We start from the raw sequence: 26133 nt of genomic DNA, 5'->3' as shown, positions 1-26133 counted from the left end.
GACGGACGATGATCAGCCGCATCCTCGCCGTCTCGGTCCGCCAGCGCTGGCTGGTGCTGCTCCTCGTGCTGCTCGCCTCGGGCTTCGGCGCCGCCGCGCTCACGAAGCTGCCCATCGACGCGGTGCCCGACATCACCAACAACCAGGTCCAGATCAACACCCTGGCCCCGTCCCTGTCGCCGGCGGACGTCGAGCGGCAGGTCACCTACCCGGTCGAGACGGCGCTCGCCGGCATCAAGGGCCTCGAGTACACCCGCTCGCTCTCGCGCAACGGCTTCTCGCAGATCACCGCGGTGTTCGCCGAGTCCCTCGACATCTACTTCGCCCGCCAGCAGGTCGCCGAGCGCATCGCCCAGGTGCGGGAGGACCTGCCCTCCGGGGTCGAGCCGCGGATGGGCCCGATCTCCACGGGGCTCGGCGAGATCTACATGTGGTCGGTCCAGTACGCGCCGCCGCCTGAGCGCGCGGCCGTGCCGGCGGGCCGGCCGGGCTGGCAGCCGGACGGGAGCTACCGGACCCCGGAGGGCCAGGTGCTCCGGACGGAGCTGGAGCAGGTCGCCTACCTGCGCACGGTGCAGGACTGGATCGTGCGGCCGCAGATCAAGTCCGTCCCGGGCGTCGCCGGCGTCGACGGGATCGGCGGCTTCGAGAAGCAGTACCACGTCCAGCCGGACCCGACGAAGCTGACCGCCCTCGACCTGTCCTTCGCGGACGTCGCCCGGGCGCTCCAGGCCAACAACGCCAACCAGGGCGCCCGCTACCTGGAGGACAACGGCGAGAGTTACGTGGTCCGCGCCGCCGGCCGCCTGGAGAGCCCGGAGGCGATCGCCGACGTCGTGGTGGCGAGCCGCGGCGGCGTGCCGGTGCGGATCCGCGACGTCGCCACGGTGCGGATCGGGCGCGACCTGCGCACCGGCTCGGCGAGCGAGAACGGGCAGGAGACCGTGATCGGCACCGCCCTGATGCGGATCGGCGAGAACAGCCGCACGGTGGCGGCCGCCGTCGACGCCCGCATGGACCAGATCCGGCGCGCCCTGCCCCCCGGCATCGTCGTCCAGACCGTCCTCGACCGGACGCAGCTCGTCGAGGCCACGATCCGCACGGTGGGCAGGAACCTCGCGGAGGGCGCCGCCCTCGTGATCGTCGTGCTGTTCCTGCTGCTCGGCAACATCCGGGCGGCGCTGATCGCCGCCTTGGTCATCCCGGTCGCCATGCTGATGACCGTGACCGGCATGGTCGAGGGGAAGATCTCGGCCAACCTGATGAGCCTGGGCGCGCTCGATTTCGGGCTCATCGTCGACGGGGCGGTGATCATCACCGAGAACGCGCTCCGCCACCTCGCCGAGCGGCAGCACGCGATCGGGCGGCCGCTCGCGCTGGAGGAGCGCCTGGAGACGGTGCGGGACTCGGCCGAGGAGATGATCAAGCCGTCCCTCTACGGGCAGGCGATCATCATCCTGGTCTACGTCCCGCTCCTGACCTTCACGGGGGTCGAGGGCAAGATGTTCCAGCCGATGGCGCTGACCGTCATCCTCGCCCTGGCGGCGGCCTTCGTGCTGTCGCTGACCTTCGTGCCGGCCCTGATCGCCATCGCCCTCACCGGCCGTGTCACCGAGGCGGAGAACCCCCTCGTCCGGGGCCTGAAGGCGCTCTACCGGCCCGTCCTCGCCGCGGCGATCCGGGCGCCCGCCCCGTTCGTCGGGGCGGCGCTGCTCCTCCTCGCGGGCGCCGGCCTGCTCGCCACCCGGCTCGGGACCGAGTTCATCCCGCAGCTCGACGAGAAGAGCATCGCGCTGAACGCCACCCGGATCCCGTCCACCTCCCTCACCCAGTCGCAGGCGATGCAGCTCAAGGTGGAGCGGGCGATCGCCAAGTTCCCGCAGGTCGCCTACGTGTTCTCGAAGACCGGTACCGCCGAGGTCGCCACCGACCCGATGCCGCCGAACGCGTCCGACACGTTCGTGATGCTCAAGCCGCAGGCGGAGTGGCCAAACCCGGACCTGTCGAAGGCCGCGCTTCAGGAGCAGATCGAGGCGTCCTTGGGCGCGCTCGCCGGCAACGTCTACGAGTTCTCCCAGCCGATCCAGCTGCGCTTCAACGAGCTGCTCGCCGGGACGCGGGGCGACCTCGCCGTGAAGGTGTTCGGCGACGCCTTCGAGCCGATGCTGGAGACCGCCAACAGGATCGCCGCGATCCTGCGCGGGATCCCGGGCGCCGACGACGTGAAGGTCGAGCAGATCACCGGCCTGCCGGTCTTCGAGATCCGGATCGACCGGACCGAGGCGGCCCGGCTCGGCCTCAGCACCGGGGCGATCCAGGACGTGATCGGCGCCGCCATGGGCGGCCGGGACGCCGGCGTCGTGTTCGAGGGCGACCGGCGCGTGCCGATCGTCGTGCGCCTGACCGACCAGGTCCGCGAGGACCGGGAGGCCCTGGAGAACCTGCCCGTCCCCCTCCCCCCGGGTCCGAACGGGCGGGCCGCCTCCGTGCTCCTGCGGCAGGTGGCGCAGTTCTCGGTGAGCGAGGGGCCGAACCAGATCAGCCGCGAGAACGGCCGGCGCCGGGTCGTGGTCACCGCCAACGTCCGCGGGCGCGACATCGGCTCGCTGGTGGCGGAGGCGCGCGGGAAGGTCGCCGCGCAGGTGACCCTGCCGGCGGGCTCCTGGGTGACCTGGGGCGGCCAGTTCGAGAATCTCGCCTCGGCCCAGGCGCGGCTCGCCGTGGTGGTGCCGGTGTGCTTCTTCCTGATCTTCCTGCTGCTCATCTCGGCGCTGGGCAGCGCGCGGGACGCGCTCCTGGTGTTCAGCGCGGTGCCGCTGGCCCTCACCGGCGGCATCGCGGCCCTGTGGCTGCGGGGGATGCCGCTCTCGGTGCCGGCCGCGGTCGGGTTCATCGCGCTCTCGGGGGTGGCGGTGCTCAACGGCCTCGTGATGCTGACCTTCATCAAGCAGCTCGTCGCCGCGGGCCGGCCGCTGCGGGCGGCGATCCGCGAGGGCGCCCTCACCCGGCTGCGGCCGGTGGCGATGACCGCGCTGGTCGCTTCCCTTGGCTTCGTGCCGATGGCGCTCGCCACCGGCACCGGCGCCGAGGTGCAGCGGCCGCTCGCCACCGTGGTGATCGGCGGCCTGATCAGCGCGACCCTGCTGACCCTGGTGGTGCTGCCGGCGCTCTACGCGCGGTTCGGGCGTGCCGGACCGGCCGGCCGCGCCGCGCGCGCGGCCGAACCGGTGGCGGACCGCGCGGCCTGACGGCGCCCGCGCCGCGGCCGCGCCCGTCGCCGGGCGGGCCGGTCGTCAGGCGGGGAGGATGTGCAGCATCCCGCCGACCATGCCGAGGGCGCCGATGCCGATCAGCCCCACGGCGATGTAGAGCCGCATCCGGCTCTCGTCGGCGCCCGTCGGGGGCGGGGTGTCTTCGGGCAGGTCGAACCAATCCATCAGGTCAGGGCAGCCGGTCGGGTGGGCGGGAGGCGCCGCCCTAGGCCGGCCCGATGACGACGGGATGACGGTGCGATGGCGGGGCCCCCGCGGCGGCCCCGGCCGCTACGGCTTCACCAGCAGCACGTTCACCGCCTTGGCGAGCACGTGGACGGTGTCGCCCTCCCGGAGGCCCAGCTCCTCCAGCGAGTCGACGGTCATGACCGAGGCCATGCGGTAGGCGGTGCCGACCAGCTCCACCTCGACCTGGGCCATCACGTCCCCGCGCTTGATCGCCGTCACCGTGGCGGGGATGTCGTTGCGCGCGCCGTGCTTCATGGGGGCCTCCCGCGTTGCGCAGCCGGTTCGGCCGCCGTCGAGGCCTATCGCGACCGTGGCCCCGGCATCAATCGCGACGCCGGGGCAGGGCCGGCTCAGCGCCGACCCGGGGCTCCGGCCGAGCCGGCCTCGCTGCCGCCCGGCTGGAAGCCCGCCGCGTTCGGCGGACCCTTCATCCGGCCGTCCTGCTTCGGCATCTCCGAGCCCGGAGATCCGGTCGTCGTGCCGGTCGTCTCGCCCTTGCCCATCTCGCCCCGGCCCATCTCGCTCTTGCCCGTATAGCCGGCCGCGTTGGGTGAGCCCTGCATGCGGGGGCCGGTATTCTCCGCGGCCGTGGCGGCCGCGCCCGTCGCCAGGAGGCCGGCGATGGTCAGGCTGATCAACGTCTTCATGTGCGAACCCTCGAACGCTTCCCCAGGCCGCCTCTCCGGGCTTACCGGGGGCAACGCGGCCGGACGGATCCCGTTCACGCCCCCGGGCCGGCGGGGGGCGGGGTTGCGGGACAATACCTGCTGCGATGCAATAAATTCCGCATTCAGGGTGGCATGGATACGCATTTCCATGGCGCTGTATTGATTTATGTTCGGGCCGGCACGGGATCGAACAATTGCCATCCGCGACAGAATCTGTTTGTATATTGATACGCGTTGCATTCCATCGTGGTGACTGAATTCGCTCGCGGCCTGTCCGGCCCGGCGAGGAGGTCGAGCATGTACGCTTTTGCCAAGACCAGAGAGAGAACCGATTGGGAGCTGGTCGTCGTCTTCGGCGGCTGGATCGTCTTCGAGATCGCGATCCTGACGCTGTGCTTGGTGTCGGTGTAGGCCTTCTTCTCGACGATGCCCGTTCTGGTTGCGCGATCCTGATCGCCCGGGGCCGCGCGGACCGGTCGATGCCCGCACCGGGCCGCCAGTGCTTGGCGACGGGCTCGCGGACGCGCGGAAAAGCTTGAGGGACCCGCACGTGCCGGGGCATGTTCTGCCGATCGCGGAACCGGGCCGACAGAGTCGGCCCGACGGCAGGGGACGGGTGCATGGCGAAGGCGGTGCGGGCGGGCGGCGATCGCGAGGCGCGTCAGAGACCCCCGGCCGAGGCCGTCCACGCCGCGGAACTCGCGCGCCTGCGTGCCGAGGATTCGGCGCCGCGGCCGCCCGGCTGGCAGCTCTCGCTCCAGGCCGTCCGGCGGTTCATCTGCGGCGATGGCGCGGCGCCCGCCAAGGTCGTCTGCGCCCCGGCGCTGGTCGAGCGGGCCATGGTCACCCTCGCCACCTCCCGCGCCCTCCTGCTGATCGGCGAGCCCGGGACCGCCAAGAGCCTGCTCTCGGAGCTCCTCGCGGCGGCGATCAGCGGGTGCTCGACCCTGACGATCCAGGGCGGCGCGTCGCTGACCGAGGACCAGATCCGCTACGGCTGGAACTACGCGCTGCTCGTCGCCGAGGGGCCGAGCCCGCGCGCCCTGGTGCCGGGCGCCCTCCACACCGGCCTCAGCGAGGGGCGGATCGTCCGCTTCGAGGAGCTGACGCGCTGCCCGCTGGAGGTGCAGGACAGCCTGCTCTCGGTCCTGTCCGACCGGGTGCTCGCGGTGCCCGAACTCACCGGCGCGGACGGGTTGGTCTACGCCCGGGAGGGCTTCAACCTGATCGCCACGGCCAACACCCGCGACCGGGGCGTCAACGAGATGTCGGCGGCCCTCAAGCGCCGCTTCGGCTTCGAGACGGTGTTCCCGATCGCCGATCTCGAAGCCGAGCTCGCCCTGGTGCAGCGCGAGGCCACCGCGCTGCTGGTCCGCTCCGGCGTGCCCCGCGGCCCGGATCCCGAGGTGCTCGAACTGCTCGTGACCTGCTTCCGGGAGCTGCGCGAGGCCGTGGACACGGAGGGCACCGGCATGGAGCGGCTCTCGTCCGTGATGAGCACCGCGGAGGCGGTCAGCGTCGCCCACGCCATCGGGGTGAAGGGCCATTTCCTGCGGGGCGATACCGGTCGGCCGGAGGACATCGTCGCCTGCCTCGCCGGCACCGCCGCCAAGGACGACGCCGAGGATCTCGCCCGCCTGCGCCGCTACCTCGACCAGCGCGTCAGCCGCCGCTCCGGCGCGGCGTGGCGTGAATTCTACGCGGCGCGGCACCTCCTCACCCCGCAATGAGCGGTCCCGCGCCGGATCCCGGCCGCCTGACCGTCATCGGCGTGCGCCACCATTCCCCGGCCTGCGCCGGGCTCGTCCGGCGCACGATCGCGGCGCTGCGGCCGGCCTGCGTGCTGATCGAGGGTCCGGTCGACTTCAACCCGCACCTGCCCGACCTCGCCCTCGGCCACGACCTGCCGGTGGCGATCTTCTCGTTCCGCGCGGACGCGGCGGGCAGCGCCGCCTCCTACACGCCGTTCTGTGCCTTCTCGCCGGAATGGCAGGCGCTGGAGGCGGGCCGGGCGGTCGGTGCCGAGACGCTGTTCTGCGACCTGCCGGCCTGGGACCCGGCCTTCGGGCGTCGCGCCAACCGCTACGCCGACCCGCACGGGGCCCGCGCCGAGGCGGCCGAGCGGGCGCTCGCCGCCGCCCTCGGCGTCGCCGACCAAGACGCGCTCTGGGACGTCCTCGCCGAGGCGGCGCCCGAGGCGGAGCTGCCGGCCCGGCTCGACCGCTACTTCGCCCTGCTGCGCCCGCCGGGCACGGACGATCCCGCCGAGGAGGCCCGCGAGCGCTTCATGGGCGCGTGCGCGGCCCACGCCCTGCGGACGGCCGGCGACCGGCCGGTCGTCCTCGTCTGCGGCGGCTGGCACGCGGACGCCGTCCGGCGCCACGCCGCGCGGGCGGACGGGACCCGGCCCGAGCCGGCGCCGCCGGATCCGGACCTGCGCACCGGCAGCTACGTGGTGCCCTACGCCTATCCCCGCCTCGACCGGTTCTCGGGCTACGCGGCCGGCATGCCGGCCCCGGGCTACTACGAACGCGTGGCCGAGGCGGGGCTCGCGCCGGCGGCCGACTGGGCGATGACGGCGATCACCGCGGCCCTGCGCGAGGCCGGGCAGGTCGTCTCCACCGCCGACCGCGTCGCCTGGCGGGTCCACGCCGAGGCCCTCGCCCGGCTGCGCGCCCATCCGGCGATCCTGCGCGCCGACCTGATCGACGCGGCCCTCGCGGCCCTGGTGAAGGACGCCCTCGACCGACCGCCCGCCTGGGCGGCCGGCGGCGCCGCGCCCGGCCACCCCGCCCTCGCCGCGATGCTGCGGGCGCTCACCGGCCGGCGCGAGGGACGCCTCGCCCCCGGCACCCGTCAGCCGCCCCTCGTGGCCGACGTCGCCGAGCGCCTGCGCGCCGCCGACCTGGAGCCGGGGCCGGCGCGCCGCCGGATCGATCTCGACTGGGCCGAGCCGGGCGACCGGGCGCGGGCGCACCTGCTGCACCGGCTGGTGCTGCTCGGGCTGCCGGGGATCGCCCGCGACGGGCCGGACCGGGCCGAGCCCGGCCTGCCGCGGGAGCGCTTCACGCTGGTGCGTCACCCGCACTGGCTCGGCGCGCTGATCGAGGCCTCGCTCTGGGGCGGGACCCTGGAGATGGCCGCCGCCGCCCGGATCACCGCGCGGGTCGAGGCGGCGCCCGACGCCCTCGACGTCCTCACCCGGGCCCTGTCCGACGCGCTGTTCGCCGGCCTCACCCTGGAGGGGGAGCTGCTGGCCCGCCTGAGCGCGGGCATCGCGGCGGCGCACGACGCCGCCGCCCTGGGCGCCGCCGGGGCCGGGATCGTGCGGCTGTACCGGTTCGGCGACGCCTTCGCGCCGGCCCGGCCGGCCCTCGGCCGCCTCTGCGCCGCCCTGGCCGCCCGGGCGCTGTTCGTCGTCGAGGGCATCCGGGAGCCCCGCGCGGGGCTCGGCGCCATCCCGCTGGTCCTCGCCTGCCGCGACCTGTTCCGCGAGGCCGGCGCGGACGTGCCGGGCCTCGACGACCTGCGCGCGCCCTTCGCCGCCATGCTCGGCCGCCGCCTGGCCGATCCGGAGACGCCGCCGGCCCTCGCGGGGGCGGCGCTCGGCTTCCGGGTCGCCTGCGGCGCGGCCGGTACGGACCCGGAGGCCGCCCTCGCCCGGCTGCGCCGCTTCGGCCTGCCCGCGACGCTGGGCGACTTCCTCGCCGGCCTGTTCGCCCTCGCCCGCGAGGAGATCGCCGCCGACGCGACCCTCGCCTCCGTCGAGGGACTGGTGGCCGCCTGGGGCGACGACGACTTCCTGCGGGCGCTGCCGTCCCTGCGGATGGCCTTCGCGTGGTTCCCGCCCCGGGAGCGCGAGCGCATCGCCGTCGCGATCCTGCGCCGGAGCGGCCGCGGCGAGGCCGGGGCCGAGGTCGAGGCCCTGGCCTGGATGCGCCAGCGCGCCCGCCCGGCCGACCAGGCCGAGGCCCTGGCCCGCGAGGCGCGGGTCGCCGAGCGGCTCGCCCGCTACGGGTTGACCTGAGACCCGACAAGGAAAATTTTTCCGCCGCGCCACGAGGGAGAGGACTGCATGCAGCGTTACGAGCTGACGGCGGGGACATCGGCGAAGTTCTGGGAGGTCGGAGCCGAGGACAGCGTTCTCATCGTGAGATTCGGGCGGATCGGTACGCAGGGGCAGTCCAAGACCAAGCGTTTCCCGAGCGCGCGGGCGGCGCAGGCCGAGCGCGACCGGCTGGTGCGGGAGAAGACCGGCAAGGGCTATCGCCCGGCGGGTGAGGCCGTGCCGGCCGGACCGGATCCGGCCTCCGGATCGGCCGCCGGGGAGGCGGCGACGGGCAACGCCGCCGCCTCCCCGGCGGCCGAAGCGCAGGTCGCCGAGGCCCGGTCCGCCGAGGCCCGGTCCGCTGAGATCGGCGCCGCCGCGACGTCGCCCGCCCCCGCCGCCGGTGCGGAGGCGCGCCGCGTCCCGATCTTCACCGGCACGCCGCTGCCCACGCGCAGCCGTCCCGGCGCGCCCCTCGACGCCGCGGCCGACTGGGCCGCCTTCGCGGCGCGGATCCGCCCGCTGCTGGCGTCCGCTCCGGCCGAGGCGCGCGCGTCGGCCGAGGCCCTCGCGGCGCGGCTCGACGGCGCGCCGCCTGCCCTCGACCCGGACGAGGTCCGCGCTTGGCTGGAGCAGCTCGAGGCGGCCTGCCCGGCGCTGAGCCAGCGCCTCTGGGGTGACAAGCCCGGACCGCACGGGCCGGCGGCCCGGGCGGCGTTCACCCACTTCGCCCGCTGGCTCGTGGCCCGCTCCGGCACCGGGGGGACGCTGCTCGTGGCCCTGCTCGACCGGCTGCGGCCCCGCCCCTCCGGCCGCTACGGCTCGCTCCCGGTCTCGGCCTGGGACATCCCCACCACCGTGGGTCTCCGCGCGGCCCTGACCGCCGCACCCGAGGCGGCGTACGCGGAGGCCCTGGAAGCGGCCCTCCGGCTCGCCGCTTCGGAGCCGGAGCCCACCCTCGTCCGCTGGCTCGCGGTCATCTTCGCGGACGACCGGCCCGGCGCCGACCACGCCCTGTGCGCCCGCGCGGTGCTGGCGCGCTGCGACCCGCCGGATCCCAAGGCCTACGGCACGTCCCACGCGGCCCTGCCGCTGATCGTCGACCTGCCGCCCGCGCAGGCCGCGCCCTGGCACGCCGCGCCGTATCACCGGGCGACGCTGGCGACCTGCGACGTGGCGGCCGACGAGGCCGCGGCCATGGCGATCGCCGCCGCCGCCGCGGCCGGCGAGGCGGCCACCCCCGCCCTCGTCTGGCTCCTGGAGGGGGCGGTCGGCCCCGAGCGCACGATCGTCGCCCGCGCGCTGCTGGAGACCCGCGCCGCCGACGCCCTCGACGCGCTCCTGCCCTTCGTGGGCACCAAGCTGGTCCGCGACGCCCTCGACGCCGCCGACGCGGCCTTCCCCGACTGGATGCTGCGGGCCTATCTGGGCGCGCTTCACGGCAAGGGGGAGCCCGCCTACGGCCCGCGGGCCGTGACGCTCGCCGAGCGCCACGGGCACGAGACCGCCCGCGCCTGGGCGGCGGCCGAGGGCGGCCGGGGCGCGGGGCGCCTGGACCGGCTGCTCGCCGCCGGCAGCGCGCCGCAGGCGGCCCCCGAGGCCCTGCCGTCCGTGCTCCGGGACCCGCCCTGGCGGCGGCGCGGGGCGGCGCGCACGCGGCCGGAACGGGCGGTGGCGCCGATCCCGACGCCCTTCGCGCACGGATTCGACCCCGACGAGGCCCTCGACCGCAGCACCTTCTACTTCGAGGCCGGGACGCTGGTGGCGTCGATGTCAGACCTCGCGGCGCGGATCCGCGCCACCGAGGCGGAGGCGCTCTACGACATGCCGATCCCGCCGCCGGCCGAGCCCGTCCCCGCCGCCGACGCCGAGCCCGGGGCGGCCCTGGCCTGGCTCGACCGCCGGCTCGACCTCACCCGCGAGCAGTTCACCGGCTTCTTCTACTTCAACTACGGGCCCTGGTTCCGGATGGTCGGGTGGCAGCCCGAGCCCCTGGCGATGATGCTGTGGGAGAAGACCGGGCCGCAGCGCGCCCACTACGTCGCGTGGCGGCGCACCATCGCGGTGATGCTGTCGCGCTTCGGCGCGCGGGCCGTGCCCGGCCTCGTCCGCCTCGTCGCGGCGGATCCGGCGCAGCTCCTGCCGGAGGTCGAGCCGGTGGACGCCGCCGACCTCGCCCCGGTCGCCGCCCGGGCCTTCCACCGCACCCGCAAGCTCCGGCCGGCCGCGGCCGCGTGGCTGCGCGCCCATCCCCGCACCGCCGCGCTGCGGCTCCTGCCCGAGACCCTCGGGCCTGCCGGCCCGGACCGCGACGCCGCCGACGCGGCCCTGCGCTTCCTCGCCGCCGAGCCCGCGGGGCGCGCCGCCCTCGACGCCGCCGTCGCGGCCTACGCGGAGCGGGATCCCGGCGTGCCCGAGGCGGTGGCCGCCGGCGTCGACAGCGACCCGCTGGAGCAGGCGCCGTCCAAGCCGCCGAAGCTCCCGGACTGGGTGGTTCCCGCCGCCCTGCCCCGCCCGGTCCTGCGGAGCGGGGGCGCCCTGCCCGACGCCGCCGTCACCGCCCTGTGCGAGATGCTCGCCTTCTCGGACCCGCTGACGCCCTACGCGGGCGTCGCCCAGGTTCGCGCCGCCTGCACGCCGGAGAGCCTCGACGCCTTCGCGGTCGCGCTGTTCCAGGCGTGGATCGCGGCCGGCGCCAAGGCGACGGGGGATTGGGCGATGCTGGCGCTGGCCCTGATCGGCGGCGACCATGCCGCCCGCGACCTCACCCGGCAGATCCGCGCCTGGGGGCAGGCCGGCCTCAAGCCGCGCGGCAAGGCCGGCATCGCCGTGCTCGCCGGGATCGGCACAGACGTGGCGCTGATGAACCTCAGCGCCATCGCCGAGAAGAGCCCGCTGCAGCAGCTGCGCGAGGCCGCCCGCGCCGCCATCGTCGAGGCCGCCGAGGCCCGCGGCCTCGACGAGGTCGACCTCGCAGACCGGCTCTCCCCCGATCTCGGCCTCGACGCGCGCGGCGGGCTCGACCTGTCCTTCGGGGAGCGCCGGTTCCGGGTCGGCTTCGACGAGACCCTGAAGCCCGTCCTGCGCGACGCCGAGGGCCGGCGGCTCGCCGCCCTGCCCCGCCCGACCAAGGCGGACGATCCCGAAGCCGCCAAGGCGGCGTCCCGGCACTGGGCGGCCCTGCGCAAGGACGCGGAGGCGGCGGCCGGCCTGCAGGTCACCCGGCTCGAGGCGATGCTGGCGTCCCAGCGCCGCGTCGCCCCCGGGGTGTTCTGGCCGTTCTTCGCCGCCCACCCGCTGATCCGCCACCTCGCCGCGCGGCTCGTCTGGGGCCTCTACCCGGACGCCGCGCCCGCGACGCCGCCGGGGCACGTCTTCCGCCTCGCGGAGGATCTCGCGCCGACCGACGCCGCGGACGACGCCCTCGCCCTCGACGTCGCGGCGGCGGAGGGCGTGGTCGGCCTCGTCCATCCCCTGCACCTCGACCCGGAGGAACGGACCGCCTGGAGCGGCCTGTTCGCCGATTACGAGATCGCCCAGCCCTTCCCGCAGCTCGCCCGCGAGACCTTCGCGTTCACCGAGGCCGAGCGGGGCGCCGCCGAGAGCTGCCGCTTCGACGGGGTCCGGGTGGGCGGCCGCCGCCTGCGGGGGCTGCGGCCCCAGGGCTGGTCGACCGACGCGGGGGGCGAGCACGTCCAGGCGGTGCAGCGCCCGGTCGCGCTGCCCGACGGCACCCGCCTCGTCGCGGTCCTCCGATTCGAGGACGGGTTCTGGCACCGGCCCGGCCCGGAGGGCGACGGGACCCAGACGCTGCGGACCCTGACCCTGTCCGAGACCGGCTGGCGCGCCGCGGCGACCCACCGGTTCGGCGACCTCGACCCGGTGACCGCGAGCGAGGTCCTGCGGACGCCCAGCCTGCTCGCCGCCGCCGGCGACGCGTGAGAGGGAGACAGCCCATGGAACGCTACGAGCTGGTCGAGGGCAGCGCGGCCAAGTTCTGGGAAGTCGGCGTCTCCGGCCCGACGCTCACCGTCCGCTTCGGGCGCCTCGGCACCCAGGGCCAGAGCAAGGACAAGACCTGCGCCGACGCGGCCGCGGCCGTGAAGGAGAAGGACAAGCTCGTCCGCGAGAAGACCGCCAAGGGCTACGTCCGTGCCGAGGGATCGGCTCCCGCCGGGGCTGCGGCCACAGCCCCGGTCGCAGCCCCGGTCGCAGCCGCAGCCGCGGCCCGGAAGCCCGAACCGGCGCAGGCGTCCGGGCCGGTCGGTGAGACGGTTGTCGAGCCAGCCGCCGAGCCGCCCGCGGCACCGCCGCCCGCCGCACCGCCGCCCGCCACGCCCCCGCCGGCCGTCCCGGCGGAGCCCGTCTCGCACTTCGTCCCGCCCCCCGCCCCGGCCGCCGTCTTCGCGGCGGAGCCGCTCCCGACCCGCCTGCGCCCCGGTCCGCGCCCGGACGCGGCGGAGGCTTGGCAGGCGATCGCTGCCCCGCTGGCGGCCGCGATCGGCGACGCCGAGGCCGCGCGCCTCGCCGGAACGCCCCCGGACCGGGACGGCCTCGCCGCCTGGCTGGACGCGATCGTCGACGCCGCGGAGGCGCGCCGACAGGGGATCCCGGCCCGGGTCGCCACCGGCGACGCCGCCCTGCGCCGGGCGCTGGAAGCGGTCCTGCGCCACGCGGTGGCCGAGGGCGGCACGGAGGCCGTCGCCCGGCTGGCCGACCGGCGCCGCCCGACCCCGAAGACGCCGCGCGCCTACCAGCGCCTGTCCTGGGCCGAGCCGCTCCACCTCGCCCTGCGGGCCGCCCTCGTGCACGCCCCGGAGGCCGATTACGACGCCGCCGTCGCGTTCCTGAACGCGCGGATCGCCGAGGACCACGACTGGCCGGCGGCCTGTGCCTTCGCGTTCATCCTGGCCGACGACCGGGCCGCCCCGCACCCGCTCCAGCCCCTCGCCGTGCTCGAGGCCACCGCCTCTGCCGGGGTCGACGTCGCGGCCGACACGGTCTACCTGCCGCTCATCGCCGACGCGCCGCCGGAGGCGGTCGCGGCCTGGCGCGCCAAGCGCAGCTACCACCTCTACTTCGTTTACTGCGCCCTCGACGCGGCCGAGGCGGCCGCGACCCTGCTGGCGGTGGCCCGCGCCGCCGGGCAGCCGGCCCTGCCGGCCCTCGACTGGCTGCTGCACTACGCCCTCGACGCGCAGCGCCGCACGGTGGCCCTGGCGATCCTGTCGACCGGGGAGGCCGGGGCGCTCCCGGCCCTGCTGCCCCATCTCCACGAGAAGCCCGTCGCGGCCGCCCTCGACGCGGCGCTGGAGGCGGACCCCGCCGCGATCCTGCCCCGCTGCCTCGCGGCCCTCGCGGGCGGCCGGTCCGAGCCCGCCCTGCGCGCCCGGGTGAACCGGGCGCTCGACGCCCACGGGATCGACCGGGTCCGCGGCTGGCTCGCGGCGTCGGGCGGGCGCGGGGCCGGCATCCTCGATGCCCTGGCCGAGGCCCGCGCGGAGCCCCTCGCGGAGCCCGTCGCTTGGCCGCGGGTGCTGCGCGACCCGCCCTGGCGGGCCAAGGCCAGGACCCGGGACGACCTCGTCCTCGCCCTCGCGCCGCTGCCGACGCCGTTCGCGCACGCGGTGCCGGAGGTCGCCCCGAGCTACTGGCGCGCGCGGAACGCCGTGACCCTCGACGGCCCGGAGGCGCTGTCGGCCTTCGTGGCGGCCACCGAGCTTTCCCATCCGACGCAGGGCTGGAGCCGGATCCCGCCCCCGCTCACCGAGCCGCCGCGCGACGATCCGCCGGCCCTGATCGCCTGGGTCGCCGCGCGCGTCGCCCAGATCGACGAGGCCTGCCACTACTGGGCGAATTCGCCCTATCGCCAGCTGGTCGGCAGCCTGGAGCGGCAGCCCGAGCCCCTGGCGCTCGCCCTCTGGGCTCAGTCGCGCGTCGTGTCGGGATGCTTCCACGTCTCGCAGTGGCCGGAGATCGTGTGGGCGATGCTGGCGCGGTTCGGCGAGCGGGCGGTGCCGGGCCTCGTGGGGCTGGTCGAGGCCGATCCGGTCGGGCTCCTGCCGGCCGTCCTGGCGGTGGACGATGCCCGCCTCGCCGTGCCCGCCGCCCGCGCCCTCACCAGGCTCAAGAAGGCCCGCGAGCCGGCCCTGGCCTGGCTGCGCCGCCATCCCGAGACCGCCCTCACCCGCCTGCTGCCCGACGCCGTCGGCCGGCCCGGGGCGCTGCGCGACGCCGCCGAGCACGCCCTGCGCGTGCTGGCGCGGGACCGGGCGGACGGCCGCGCCATCATCGCTTCCGTGGCGGCGCGCTACGCGGACCAGGCACCGGACGTGACCGAGGCGGTCGCGCAGGTGCTCGACCGCGATCCCCTCGCCCGCGTCCCCGCCAAGGTCGGCAAGCCGCCCGCCTGGGTCGTGCCGGCGATGCTGACCCGCCCGCGCCTGCGGGACGGGACCGCCCTGCCGGACGCCGCGATCCTGACCCTCTGCGAGATGCTGTCCTTCACCAACCCGGACGCCGTCTACGCCGGCGTGCCGATCGTGCGCGAGGCCTGCACCGAGGCGAGTCTCGCGGCCTTCGCGTGGGACCTGTTCTCCGCCTGGATCGCCGCCGGGACGCCCTCCAAGGACGGCTGGGCCCTGCGCGCGCTGGGCTGGTTCGGCACCGACGCCACGGCCCGCGACCTGACCCGGCTGATCCGCCGCTGGCCCGGCGAGGCCGCCCATGCCCGCGCGGTCACTGGTCTCGACGTGCTGGTCGATATCGGCACCGACGTGGCGCTGATGAACCTCAACGGCATCGCCGAGAAGCTGAAGTTCAAGGGGCTCCAGGAGAAGGCCCGGCAGAAGATCGCCCAGCTCGCCGAGGCCCGCGGCCTCACCCCCGAGGAGCTCGCCGACCGGCTCGCCCCCGACCTCGACCTCGACGAGCGCGGCGGCCTCGACCTCGATTTCGGCCCCCGCGGGTTCCGGGTCGGGTTCGACGAGACCCTGAAGCCCTGGGTCCGGGACGCCGCCGGCCAGAGGCTCAAGGACCTGCCCAAGCCGGCCAAGGCCGACGACGCCGGCAAGGCCGCGGCGGCGGTGGCCCGCTGGGGTGCCCTGAAGAAGGACGCGCGGGCCGTGGCGAGCCTGCAGGTGGCCCGCCTGGAGGCGATGCTCGCCGGCGCCCGCCGGGTCCAGCCGACGGTGTTCGGCCCCTGCTTCGCCGCGCACCCGCTCGTGCGCCACCTCGCCCAGCGCCTCGTCTGGGCCACCTTCGCGGATGCCGACCCGCGGACCGGCCCGGGCCTGACCTTCCGGGTGGCCGAGGACCTGACCTTCACGGATGCCGACGACGCGCCGCTCGACCTCGACCTGACCGGAGCGGCCCCGGGCCTGATCGGCCTCGTCCATCCCCTGCAGCTCGAATCCGGGGCGCTGGCCGCCTGGGGGGCGCTGTTCGGCGACTACGAGATCGTCCAGCCCTTCCCGCAGCTCGCCCGCGAGACCTACGCCTTCACGGAGGCCGAGGCGGCCGCATCGACCACGAGCCGCTTCGCCGGGACCGTGGTGGAGGCCAACCGCCTGCGCGGCATGGCCGCGAAGGGCTGGCCCCTCGGGGCGCCGCAGGATGGCGGTGTGGTCTGGTGGATCGAGCGCGCCGTGACCTTCCCGGGCGGCGCCGCCGGCCAGGCGTCGCTGACCTTCTCGGAGGGCCTGTTCACCGGCGCGGTCGAGTTCGAGGACCGCGAGCAGACCCTCGGCGACCTGACCCTCGGCTCGCCCTGGAGCAACCGGACGGAGCCGGGCCAGCGGACCTTCGGGGAGCTCGCGCCGGTCACGGCGAGCGAGCTCCTGCGCGGGCCGAGCCTCCTCGCCGGGACGCGGCTGCGGTGAGCCTCGACCCGGTCACGCGCTGGCGGCTCATCCTGGGCGAGGCGGCGGATTCCGCCTGCGCGGGGGCCGGCTGCGCCCTGTCGGGGGACGCGGCGGCCATGGATCAGGCGCTCGACTGGCTCTACGGCCGCGACGCCGATGGCGCGGCGCGGGGGGAGCGCCGCCAGGGCGGCCGCGAGGGCTCGACCCTGACGGTGCCGGGCTGGATCAACGCGGTCCACACGCTCTTCCCCCGCGAGACGATCGAGCGGCTGGAGCGCGACGCGATCGAGCTCTACGCCATCGACGACGTGGTCACGAACCCCGAGGTGCTGGCCCGGGTCGAGCCGAACGAGACCCTGCTGAAGGCGGTCCTGCGCACCAAGCACCTGATGGCGCCCGACGTGCTGGTGATCGCCCGCAGGCTCGTGCAGGAGGTGGTGCGGCAGCTGATGGAGCGGCTGGCCCGGGACCTCGCGGTGGCGTTCTCGGGGGTGCTCGACCGGCGGCGGCACACGCGCCTGTCCGGCGCCCGCGACCTCGACCTGAACCGGACGATCCGCGACAACCTGCGCCACTACGATCCCGAGAGCCGGCGGGTCACCGTCGAGCGGCTGCACTTCTTCGCTCGGAACCGGCGGCAGATGCGGCCCTGGCAGGTGATCCTGCTCGTCGACCAGAGCGGGTCGATGCTCGATTCGGTGATCCACGCCTCGGTGATGGCCGCCTGCCTGTGGAAGCTCCCCGGCATCCGCACCCACTTGGTCGCCTTCGACACGGCGGTGGTGGACCTGACCCGCGACTGCGACGACGCCTGCGAGCTGCTCATGAAGGTCCAGCTCGGCGGCGGCACCGATATCGGCGGCGCCCTGCGCTACGCGGCCGGGCTTATCACCGCGCCGGAGCAGGCGATCGTGGTCCTGGTCTCCGACTTCTACGAGGGCGCGAGCGAGGCCGCCCTGGTCGAGCAGGTGCGGGCGCTCTCCGGCCAGCGGACCCGCGTGCTCGGCCTCGCGGCCCTCGATTCGGAGGCGCGGCCGGCCTACGACCGGGCGATGGCGCAGCGGCTCGTGGCGGCCGGCGCCGAGATCGGCGCGATGACGCCCGGCGAGCTCGCCGGCTGGCTCGCCGCCGCGATCCGGGCCTGAGCGGCGCCGATGGCCCGTCCCGACCTGCGCGCCCTCACGGATGACGGCCTCGTCCAGCTCGCCAATGCCGGGCTGGTGAAGCGCGCGCTGCGCGAGGTCGCCGCCGGCCAGGGGCCGGACCTCGCGGAGGCCGAGGACGGGACCGTCGAGGCGCGCTTCGCCGACGGCACGGTCACGCGGCTCGGCCCCGGCCGGCCCCCCGACGCGGCCACCTGCACTTGCCCGGCGAGCGGGATGTGCCGCCACCGGGTCGCCCTCGTCGTCGCCTACCGGGCCGCGCCCGTCGCGGACGGGCCGGCCGACGGGGTTGTCGAGGGGGCCGTCGAGGGGTCGGCCGCCCCGGCCGCGGAGGCGGTCGCCTGGGATCCCGGCACCCTCGACGGCGCCGCCCTCGAGGCGGGGCTCGGCGGCGCGGCGGCGGCGGAGCTGCGGCGCCTCCTGGCGGCCGGGATCACGGTCGGTCTGGAGCGGGGCGCCGTGCCGGCCGCGCGGCTCCCGACCGCGACCGTGCGCTTCCTCGTGCCCGACGCCGTCGGCTACGCCCGCTGCGACTGCGCGGCCGGGGGCGGCTGCGCCCACGTCGCCCTGGCGATCCGCGCCTTCCGGGAGGCCGCGGGCGCATCCGAGATCCGCCTGGGCGGCGCGGCGCCGGCCGGAGCGGAGGCAGGGCCGGCGGAGGCGGACCTCGCGGAGGCCGCCGACCGGGTGGTCGCCGGCCTGCTGGGGGCCGGCGTCGTGTCCGGGCCGGAGGCCCACGACGCGGCCCTCGTCCGGCTCCGGCGGGCGGCCGAGCGGCGGGGCGCCACGCAGGTCCTGCTGGCGGAGGCGGACCTCGCCGGGCAGGTCGCGGCCTATGCCGGGCGCCACGCCGCCTACGACGCCGCCGTGATCCTGGCGCTCGCCACGGAACTCCTCGGCCGCGTCCGGGGCGGGGCGGCCGCCCTCGGCCTCGGCCAGCCCTACGAGACCGCCATGGGCAAGACCCGCCTCGTCTCGCTGGGCGCCCGGCTCCTCGCCCGCGGGCGCGGCGCCACCGCCCGGGTGGCCCTGGCCGACACCGATACCGGCGCGCTCCTGGCGCTGGAGCGCGATTTCGTGCCGGGCGAGGCCGAGGCGGATAGCGCGGCCGGCCTGCCCGGGCGCCTCCTGAGCCCGGGCCTGTCCGTCTCGGGCACCGGCCAGGGCCAGATCCTGACCAGCGTCGCCCGGCGCCGGGCCGACGGGCTCCTCGCCCTCGGCCAGGGCGCGCGGGGCCGCACCGCGCTGCTGCCGCGGGACGCCCGCGTAGACCTCCCGGCCCCCCTGGCGGCGCGGGACGTCCCGTCGGTCCTGCGCCGCCTCGCCGACCGGCCGCCCGCCTTCCTGCGCCCGCGCGACCGGCTGGAGGCCTTCCACGTCTTCCCCGTCGAGGCGGTCCTCGGACAGGCCTGGGCGCCGGGCGCCCAGACGTGGCAGGCCGCCGTCGACCTGCCGGAGGCGGGCGGCACGCTGCATCTCGCCCGCGCCTACGACCCCGCCGCGCCGCACGCCCTGGACGCCCTCGCGGGCGCCTGCGCGGGGCGCTGGGGAGCCGTGCGGCAGGTCGCCGGCCCGGTGCGGATCGAGGGCGGCGCCCTGGTCTGCGATCCCTGGTCGGTGTCGGTCGACCGGCTCGTCGTGCCCGACCTCGCCGCCCCGGACGGCGCCGGTCACCCGGTCCCGCCGGCGCCGGATCTGGGGCCGGCCACGCTCCTCGACGAGGCGGCCGCGCTCCTGGCGAACGCGCTCCATGCCGGGCGGCGGGGCTTCGCGGCCAGCGCCCGCGCCGGCGGTGCCGAGCTGGTCGCCCGCCTCGCCGCGGCGGGGCATCCGGCCACCGCCGCGCGGCTCTCGGCCTTCCTCGCTTCCGGCGCGCAGACCGAGCCCTTCGCTCGGGCCGCCCTCTGGGTCGCCGCGATGCGCGACGATCCCGGGCCGGCGGCGGGCTGATCACGGAACCGTGTGGATGCGGTTGCCCCTACGGCCCCGCTGGGGCAGGTTGCCGCGGCTTCGGGCGCCGCGATTCGCCGGCCCGCCCGTCCCGGTCGTTTCGCGAGGAGCCCGGATGCGAGGACCCGTCGATCGTCGTGCCCCTGCGACGCAGCCCTGCCCGGCCGCGCGCGCCGGCGCGGCGGCATGAGGGTCGTCCGCGCGGCGCGCCTTCACCTGCGGGACGCCACCTCCGACAAGGTCTACGACGTCGACCTGATCGAGAACGAGGCCCTCGGCACCCCCGAGCGCTTCTTCGTCAACATGCGGTACGGCCGGCGCGGCGCGACCCTGCGCGAGGGCTCCAAGACGCCCCAGCCCGTGACCGCCGAGGCGGCGGCCCGGGTGTTCGACAGCGTGGTCGTCTCGAAGATCAACGGCGGCTACCGGCGCCTTGACGGCCCGGAGATGTCCGCCTCCGCGCCGACGGCCGACGGCCGCGCCGCTCTGCTGCTGGCGCGGCTCTCCGCCTGCCTGCGCGAGAGCTGGGCCGAGCGCGACCGCGACCGCCTGCTCTGGCGCGTCGGCGAGCTGCGGCTGACCGCGGCCGCCCCGGACCTGATCGCCCTGGCGCGGGCCCTCGGCCCGGCGCGGGCGAGCTACGCCCTGGTCTGGGCGCTCGCCCGGGCGGCGGGCGCACCGGCCGGTCCGGTGCTCGCGGCGATCGCCGCCGACGCGCCCGGAAGCGTGGTCCGCGACCTCGCCCGCTTCGCGCTCGCCGCCCCGCTCACCGGGCCCTACCGCCCGCCGGAGGCCGAGCCGGACCTGCCCGGCATGGTCGCCAGGCCGGCCGAGGCGGGCGACGTCGACGGGCTGTGCGGGGCGCTGGACGGCCTCGCCCGGCACGATCCGGGCCGGGTCGGGCCGGCCCTGGTGGCGCTCGGCCGGCTGGCTCAGGCGGCGCCCGGCCTGCACGCGACGCTCTGCGCCGCCCTCCTCCGCCTGCCGGCGCGGCCACCCTACCTGATCGGCCTGCGGCGCCTGTTCAAGCACGCCGAGATGGCCGACGCCGCCGCCCTGTTCGGCGCCACCGCCCAGCGCTTCGAGACCGCGCAGGCGATGTACCAGTCCGGCCGGAGCCACGCCTACGTCCCGGACCTCCGGCGCTACGTCGCGGTGGACGCGGCGCGCCAGGGACCGGAGGCGCGGCTCGGCCTGTCCACCGCCACCCGCGCCTACATGAAGCGGCGGATCTGGCGCGCCCTGCGCAAGCGCGGCGCCGTCGGGGACCCGGCCTTCGCGGCGCTGGCGGCGGCCTTCCTGCTGGCCCTCGGGCCGGAGGACCTCGACCCGCCGGCGCGCTGGACCGCCTGGGGGCGGCAGCCGGACGGGACCTGGGGCCGGCAGGCCCGGGCGCGGGGGCCGCTCGCCCGCAACTGGACCGCGAGCCAGCTCCTGTACCGCCACGCCCCGGAGGCCCGGCAGCGGGCGGGATCGCTGACCTTCCTGGAGACCGGCGCCGTCGATCCCGACCGGCGCGACGAGGCCTTCCCGGATCTCTGGAGCGCCCGGCCGGACCTGGCGCTCCGCCTCGCCGCGGAGGGGCGGGTCGAGCCCGTGGCGCGGCTGGGCCTGCGGGTGCTGCGCGCGGACCCGCGGGCCTGCGCGGAACTGGACGCCGCCGCGATCGGGCGCCTCCTGGCGGCGCCGCACGACGCCGTGCGGACCTTCGCGTTCCAGATCGCCCAGGCGCGCCTCGCCGCCGGGATCGCCGAGCCCGCCGAACTCGCCGCCCTGGTGGCGGCGCTGCTCACGAGCCCGGAGCCGGAGGCGCGGGCGCTGGCCCTGCGGCGCCTCGAGGCCGGCGCGCCCGTCGTCTGGTCGGATCCCGATCTCGCCGCCGCGCTGCTCACGAGCCCGGAGCCGGGCGTCCAGGCGGCCGTCCCCGGCCTCGCCGGAGCGCGGGCGCTGCCCCCCGGGCTCGCAACACCGCTGGTGGCGCGGCTGGTGGCGTGGCTGCGGGCGATGCCGCCGGAGCCCGACGCGGCCGCGACGGCCGCGATCCGGGGCCTGCGCGCCGCCCTGCCCCTCCTGTGGCCGGACCGCGACCTGCCGGTCGCGTCCGAGACCGCCGCCGCCCTGATCGCCCACCCGTCCGCCGCGGTCAGGTCCGCCGGCCTCGCCTTCCTGGCGCAGTCCGAGGCCGGGGCCGCCGGCCTGCCGCCGGAGAGCTGGGACGCGCTGATCGGCGCGGACTCCGAGGACATCCGGATCGCCGCCCTTCTGCTGCTGGCGCGCCTCGACGACGCGCGGCTCGGGCCCTACGCGGACCGGATCGTCGCCTTCGCCGGCGGGCCCGGCAGCGCCGTCCGGCAGGCCGCCCGGCCCCTGGTGGCGCGCCTCGTCGCGGCGGATCCGGGCGCAGCCCCCCGCCTCGCCCGGGAGCTGATCGGCAGCCTGTTCCGCGCGGCGCCCGACGACGCCTACGCGGCCGACACCGTGGCCCTGCTGCGCGAGGCCCTGCCGGGGGAATGCGCCGCCCTCGACGACGGCACCCTGTGGCGCCTGCTGCAGGCGCGGGCCGACGGCGCCCGCCGCCTCGGCGCCGCCCTCCTGCCGGACCGGCGCCCCGAGGCCCTCAGCGTCCGTCAGATCGCCCGGCTCGGCGGCCACCCGTACCGGGCGGTGCGGGACTGGGCGATGGCGGCCATCGCGGCCGACCCGGCCCGGTTCCAGGCCGCGGCGGCCGAGGCCGTGCTCCTCGTGGAGAGCGACTGGCCCGACACCCTCGCCTTCGCCCGCGGCCTCTTTGATTCCTGGCCGGAGGCCGCCTGGACGCCCGAGGCGCTCGCCGTCGTCACCGACAGCGTCAAGCCGGAGGTCCAGGCCCTCGCCCGCCACCTCCTGCGCGGCCGGCTCCGGCCCGAGGACGCGGAGGCGCAGGTCCTGCGCCTCCTGGAGCACCCCGCCCCGTCGATGCACCTCCTGCTCACCGAGCTCCTGACCGAGCAGGCCGTGGCGAGCGAAGCGGCCTTCGCGCGGCTGATCCCCCTCGCCCGCATCGTGATGCTGCAGGTGCTGCGCGGCCGGGTCGCCAAGGACCGGATGGCCGCCTTCCTCCGGGCCGAGGCCCTGCGCAGCCGCGCCCGCGCCGAGGCGCTGCTGCCCCTCTTCGCCGACCTGACCCTGAGCGGCACGGCCCGGGACCGCAGCGCCGCGATCCTGACCCTGCGCGACGTCGCCGACGCGCATCCCGATCTCGCCGTGCCCCTCCTCCGGTGCCCGCCGGAGGCGCGGGGACCCGTCTCCGTCTCGGAAGAGGCCCGATGAACTTCGTCCATCGCTACCTCGGCGAGAGCCGGGCCGTCTCGGACGCGGACGCGACCCGGCTCGGCTTCGTCCCCGACACCCTGCGCGAGCCGACCTACTTCGCCGGGACGGTGGCGCGGCACCTGCCGTTCCGGGAGGCGATCTCCGCCCTGCACCACGTCGTCGTGTCGGACCTGCGCTTTAAGCCGAAGGACCGCACCGCCTACTTCGCGTGGCTCCAGGCCCACGAGCAGGAGCTGCTGGCCGAGGCCCTCGCCGAGAAGGACGGCCTGCGCGCCGAGATCGAGGCCCTGCGCGCCGAGAGCCGGGACATCGCGGCCCGCTCCGACGCGGTGATGCGGTCGTTCTACGACGCGCGGAAGCGGTACTTCGACTACCTCTACCGGGAGAACCTCGACGCCTGGATCGTGCTCGACCCGGTCATCACCGTCCACCCGGACGAGATCTTCTTCGAGGCGTTCAGCCTCGACGAGTCGAGCTACGGGCGCCTGTCCTGCGACCACGACACGTTCGCGCGCATCGGCGACATGGCCTGCGGCACGACCAACATCGACTACAGCCACGCCCTCTACGACGAGTTCCAGAAGATCCGCAGCTACCGCGACACCGAGCTGGCGATCGACCCGACCGGCTTCGCGGTCCAGACCTCCGGCGAGGCCGCCTACCGCGAGGACAAGATCGACCTGCCCGATTCCTGGATGCGGGGCTTCCTGCAGGTGTCGAGCGCCATGGCGCAGCCCGCCCACGCGGTGGACCTGCACCCGGTCGACATGCACGCGATCCTGACCCGCCTCGCCGCGCGCCGGGAGCGCCACGGCCCGCGCTCCCTGCGGTTCCTGCTCGAGCCCGGCCGGCCGGTCAGCGTGCTGATCGAGCCCTGGAACGAGCGGCTGACCTTCCGGCGCTCGATCTACCGCGGGAGCGAGGCCGCGGAGATCCGCCTGTGGGGCCGGCGCCGCCTCGCGATCCTGGCCCGGACCCTCCCGCTCGCCCGGTCGGTGCGGCTGCACCTCCTCGGAACCGGGCTGCCCGCCTTCGCGGTGGTGGATTTCGGCGGCCTGCGCTTCACCCTCGGCCTGTCGGGCTGGACCGCCAACGACTGGTCCCGGGCCGGGCAGTTCGACCTGCTCGCGCCCCGGGCCGACGTCGACGCCGACACCGCCGCCCGGGTCTTCGCGGCGCTCCGGCGCCACCACGCCGCCGATACCGGCCAGCTCGCCGCCGAGACCGGCCTCGACCGGTCGACCGTGGAGGCGGCGCTCGGCGGCTACGTGCAGGCGGGCCGCGCCATGTTCGACCTCGACAAGCGGGTCTACCGCCTGCGGGAGCTGACGCGGGAGCCGCTGGCGCCGGGCGCCCTGCGCTTCGCCTCCGAGCAGGAGGCCAGGGCCGACCGGTTCCTGGCGGCCGGACTGGTCACCCTCGGGCCCGTCGAGCCGGCCGGCGACAGGCGGCGCCTGAGCGGGACCGTGCTGGACGACGGCCGGAGCCTGACGCCCGCGGTGGAGCTCGATTCCGACGACCACATGGTCGGCGGCAGCTGCCAGTGCGGCTTCTACACCCACAACCGGCTGACCCGGGGGCCCTGCGAGCACATGCTGGCCGTGCGCCGCCTCGTCCACGCCCAGGTCGAGGGCAAGCCCGCGCGGTGGCAGGCGTGAGGCGGGCCCGATTGATGCGGCCGCGCGCCTGGCCTATCCTGACCGCGACAGGGGGCGTCGGCCGGGGCGGACCTTGCATTTCGGGCGGCGATTCGCCGTCCCTGCACCCTGCCCGGCAAAGCGTCACTGGCCCGCTCTTCACTGGGCCGGCACTGACCACCGGTGCGCGTTCGCGGTTTGGGTTCGCTGAACCCAAACGCGCACCGGTGGTCGTGCCGGCGTCGAGTGGACCGGGCCAGTCCCGAGACTTGACGAAGGCATCCCGGCCGACGTCCCCCGTCACGCCCGCCCGCGTCCCACCTCCCGCCGCCCGCGCCGGAGGCCGCCGATGAGCGAGCAGCCCGGCAGCCTGACCCGCCAGCAGCTCTACGACCGGATCCGCGAGAGCTCGAAGGACGAGGTCATCCTCGAGGAGATGATCCGGCTCGGCTTCTGGCCGGACGGGGCGGCGCAGCCCAACCCGCCGGACGACCTGATCCGCCGCCGCGGCGAGATCGCCCGCGCCCTCGCCGACCTGCACCGGCGGGAAGCGGCTTGGCGCGACCCCGAGGCCGCCCTCAGGGAGATGCATCGCCGGCGCAAGACGGCGGCGCTGGAGCGGCGGCGCGAGACCAAGCTGCGCAACGCCCGCGACCGCCACGCGCGGGCGCAGGCGTGGCACGCGCGCCGGGAGGTGGAGATCCTCCATCTCGGCGACGGCGTCTCGGCCGGCCTCGCGAACGCGGACACGAACGCGGACGCTCCGGGGCGGGGGCCCGCCCCCGGTCTCCCGCCCCTGGCGAGCCCGAAGGCGCTGGCCGAGGCCATGGGGATCGGCCTCGGCGAGCTGCGCTTCCTCGCCTATGACCGGGCGCTCAGCACGGTGAGCCATTACCGGCGCTTCACCATCCCCAAGAAGGCCGGCGGGCTGCGCCGCATCTCGGCGCCGATGCCGCGCCTGAAGCGGGCGCAGTACTGGATCCTCGACGCGCTCCTCGCCCACGTCCCCGTGCACCCGGCGGCCCACGGCTTCGTGCCCGGCCGCTCGATCGTCACCAACGCGGCCGCCCATGTCGGGCGGGACGTCGTGGTCAATCTCGACCTCAAGGACTTCTTCCCGAGCCTCGATTACCGGCGGATCAAGGGGAAGTTCCGGGGCCTGGGCTACGCCGAGCCGGTGGCGACCGTGCTGGCGCTGCTCTGCACCGAGCCGGACGTGGACGCGGTCGAGATCGACGGCGCCCGCCTCTACGCCGCCCGGGGACCCCGCCGATTGCCGCAGGGCGCGCCGACGAGCCCGGCGCTCACCAACCTCGTCTGCACCCGGCTCGACGCCCGGCTCGCCGGCCTCGCCGGCAGCCTCGGCTTCACATACACGCGCTACGCCGACGACCTGACCTTCTCGGCCTCCGGCGAGGGCGCCGGGAAGGTCGGTGCGCTGCTCAAGTACGTCCACGCCATCGTCGCAGGGGAGGGCTTCACCGTCCATCCCGACAAGACCCGGGTGATGCGCCGCGGTCGGCATCAGGAGGTGACCGGGCTCACCGTCAACGAGCGGGTCGGCGTGCCCCGGGAGACCCTGCGCCGCTTCCGCGCCCTCCTGCACGGGCTCGAGCGGCACGGTCCGGCCGGGCGCCGCTGGGGCGCGGCCGGCGAGGCGGGCGTGCTCCGCGCCGCGATCGGCTTCGCGCAGTTCGTCCGGATGGTCTCGCCGGAGACCGGCGCGCCGCTGGTAACGCAGGCCCGCGCCCTCGCGGACCGCCATTCGGCGCCGGCGCCGGCGCCCCGGCAGCCGGACTTCCGCGCCCGGTCCGCGCGCGGCGAGGTGCCCCTCGCCCGCTGGTGGGTGCCGGTTTCCCGCCCCGCGCCCGAGCCGGACCCGATCCTCGTCGAGGCCGAGGCGGCCGCCGCGCGGGAGGCGGAGGCGGCCGAGATCGCGGCCCGCGCGGCCCCGCCGGTGCCGGGCCGCAGCGGCGTGCCGGCCTCGAAGTCG

13 protein-coding genes are annotated in these 26133 nt (G+C 76.5%); 10 read left to right on the top strand and 3 right to left on the bottom strand.

What is annotated here, in order from left to right:
- Window positions 1–8 precede the first annotated feature (8 nt).
- Window positions 9–3248: an efflux RND transporter permease subunit gene (locus ACLBXO_RS23590; protein WP_447686891.1), complete on the top strand. Its 3240-nt coding sequence runs from the start codon at window positions 9–11 to the stop codon at window positions 3246–3248.
- Between the two features lie 45 nt (window positions 3249–3293).
- On the opposite strand, the gene ACLBXO_RS23585 is transcribed toward ACLBXO_RS23590, so the two are convergent.
- From ACLBXO_RS23585 to ACLBXO_RS23575, 3 genes are all read right to left on the bottom strand, one after another.
- Window positions 3294–3437 (bottom strand): hypothetical protein, encoded by a 144-nt coding sequence (locus ACLBXO_RS23585; protein ID WP_331314392.1) that lies wholly within the window; start codon window positions 3435–3437, stop codon window positions 3294–3296.
- A gap of 105 nt (window positions 3438–3542) precedes the next feature.
- Complete coding sequence (locus ACLBXO_RS23580; protein WP_354456007.1) at window positions 3543–3755, bottom strand: TOBE domain-containing protein; 213 nt, start codon at window positions 3753–3755, stop codon at window positions 3543–3545.
- 95 nt (window positions 3756–3850) lie between these two features.
- The gene (locus tag ACLBXO_RS23575) at window positions 3851–4147 is read right to left on the bottom strand and encodes a hypothetical protein (RefSeq protein ID WP_447686890.1); all 297 of its coding nucleotides are present in this window, start codon (window positions 4145–4147) and stop codon (window positions 3851–3853) included.
- A 641-nt stretch (window positions 4148–4788) separates the two neighbouring features.
- Here ACLBXO_RS23575 and ACLBXO_RS23570 point away from each other — a divergent pair.
- From ACLBXO_RS23570 to ACLBXO_RS23530, 9 genes are all read left to right on the top strand, one after another.
- Entirely contained in the window at window positions 4789–5898 is a 1110-nt protein-coding gene (locus tag ACLBXO_RS23570) for an ATP-binding protein (RefSeq protein ID WP_447686889.1), read from the top strand.
- Window positions 5895–8195: a DUF5682 family protein gene (locus ACLBXO_RS23565; protein ID WP_447686888.1), complete on the top strand. Its 2301-nt coding sequence runs from the start codon at window positions 5895–5897 to the stop codon at window positions 8193–8195. The genes ACLBXO_RS23570 and ACLBXO_RS23565 overlap by 4 nt, the downstream gene beginning before the upstream one ends.
- Before the next feature lie 48 nt (window positions 8196–8243).
- Window positions 8244–12158, top strand: coding sequence for a DUF4132 domain-containing protein (locus ACLBXO_RS23560; protein WP_447686887.1), 3915 nt, complete (start codon window positions 8244–8246; stop codon window positions 12156–12158).
- Between the two features lie 14 nt (window positions 12159–12172).
- Complete coding sequence (locus tag ACLBXO_RS23555; RefSeq protein WP_447686886.1) at window positions 12173–16096, top strand: DUF4132 domain-containing protein; 3924 nt, start codon at window positions 12173–12175, stop codon at window positions 16094–16096.
- Entirely contained in the window at window positions 16093–17223 is a 1131-nt protein-coding gene (locus ACLBXO_RS23550) for a VWA domain-containing protein (protein WP_447686885.1), read from the top strand. The genes ACLBXO_RS23555 and ACLBXO_RS23550 overlap by 4 nt, the downstream gene beginning before the upstream one ends.
- A gap of 9 nt (window positions 17224–17232) precedes the next feature.
- Window positions 17233–19191 carry a hypothetical protein gene (locus ACLBXO_RS23545; protein ID WP_447686884.1) on the top strand — a complete coding sequence of 653 codons (1959 nt, stop codon included), beginning with the start codon at window positions 17233–17235 and terminating at the stop codon, window positions 19189–19191.
- A 186-nt stretch (window positions 19192–19377) separates the two neighbouring features.
- Window positions 19378–22500, top strand: coding sequence for a hypothetical protein (locus ACLBXO_RS23540; RefSeq protein ID WP_447686883.1), 3123 nt, complete (start codon window positions 19378–19380; stop codon window positions 22498–22500).
- Window positions 22497–24161 carry an SWIM zinc finger family protein gene (locus ACLBXO_RS23535; RefSeq protein ID WP_447686882.1) on the top strand — a complete coding sequence of 555 codons (1665 nt, stop codon included), beginning with the start codon at window positions 22497–22499 and terminating at the stop codon, window positions 24159–24161. Before ACLBXO_RS23540 ends, ACLBXO_RS23535 begins: the two co-directional genes overlap by 4 nt.
- A 328-nt stretch (window positions 24162–24489) precedes the next feature.
- The coding region (locus ACLBXO_RS23530; RefSeq protein WP_447686881.1) for a reverse transcriptase family protein at window positions 24490–26133 on the top strand (1644 nt) is incomplete at its 3' end.

It is taken from the genome of Methylobacterium sp. C33D (assembly GCF_053345825.1).
This window is presented reverse-complemented; position numbering and strand designations above follow the sequence as displayed.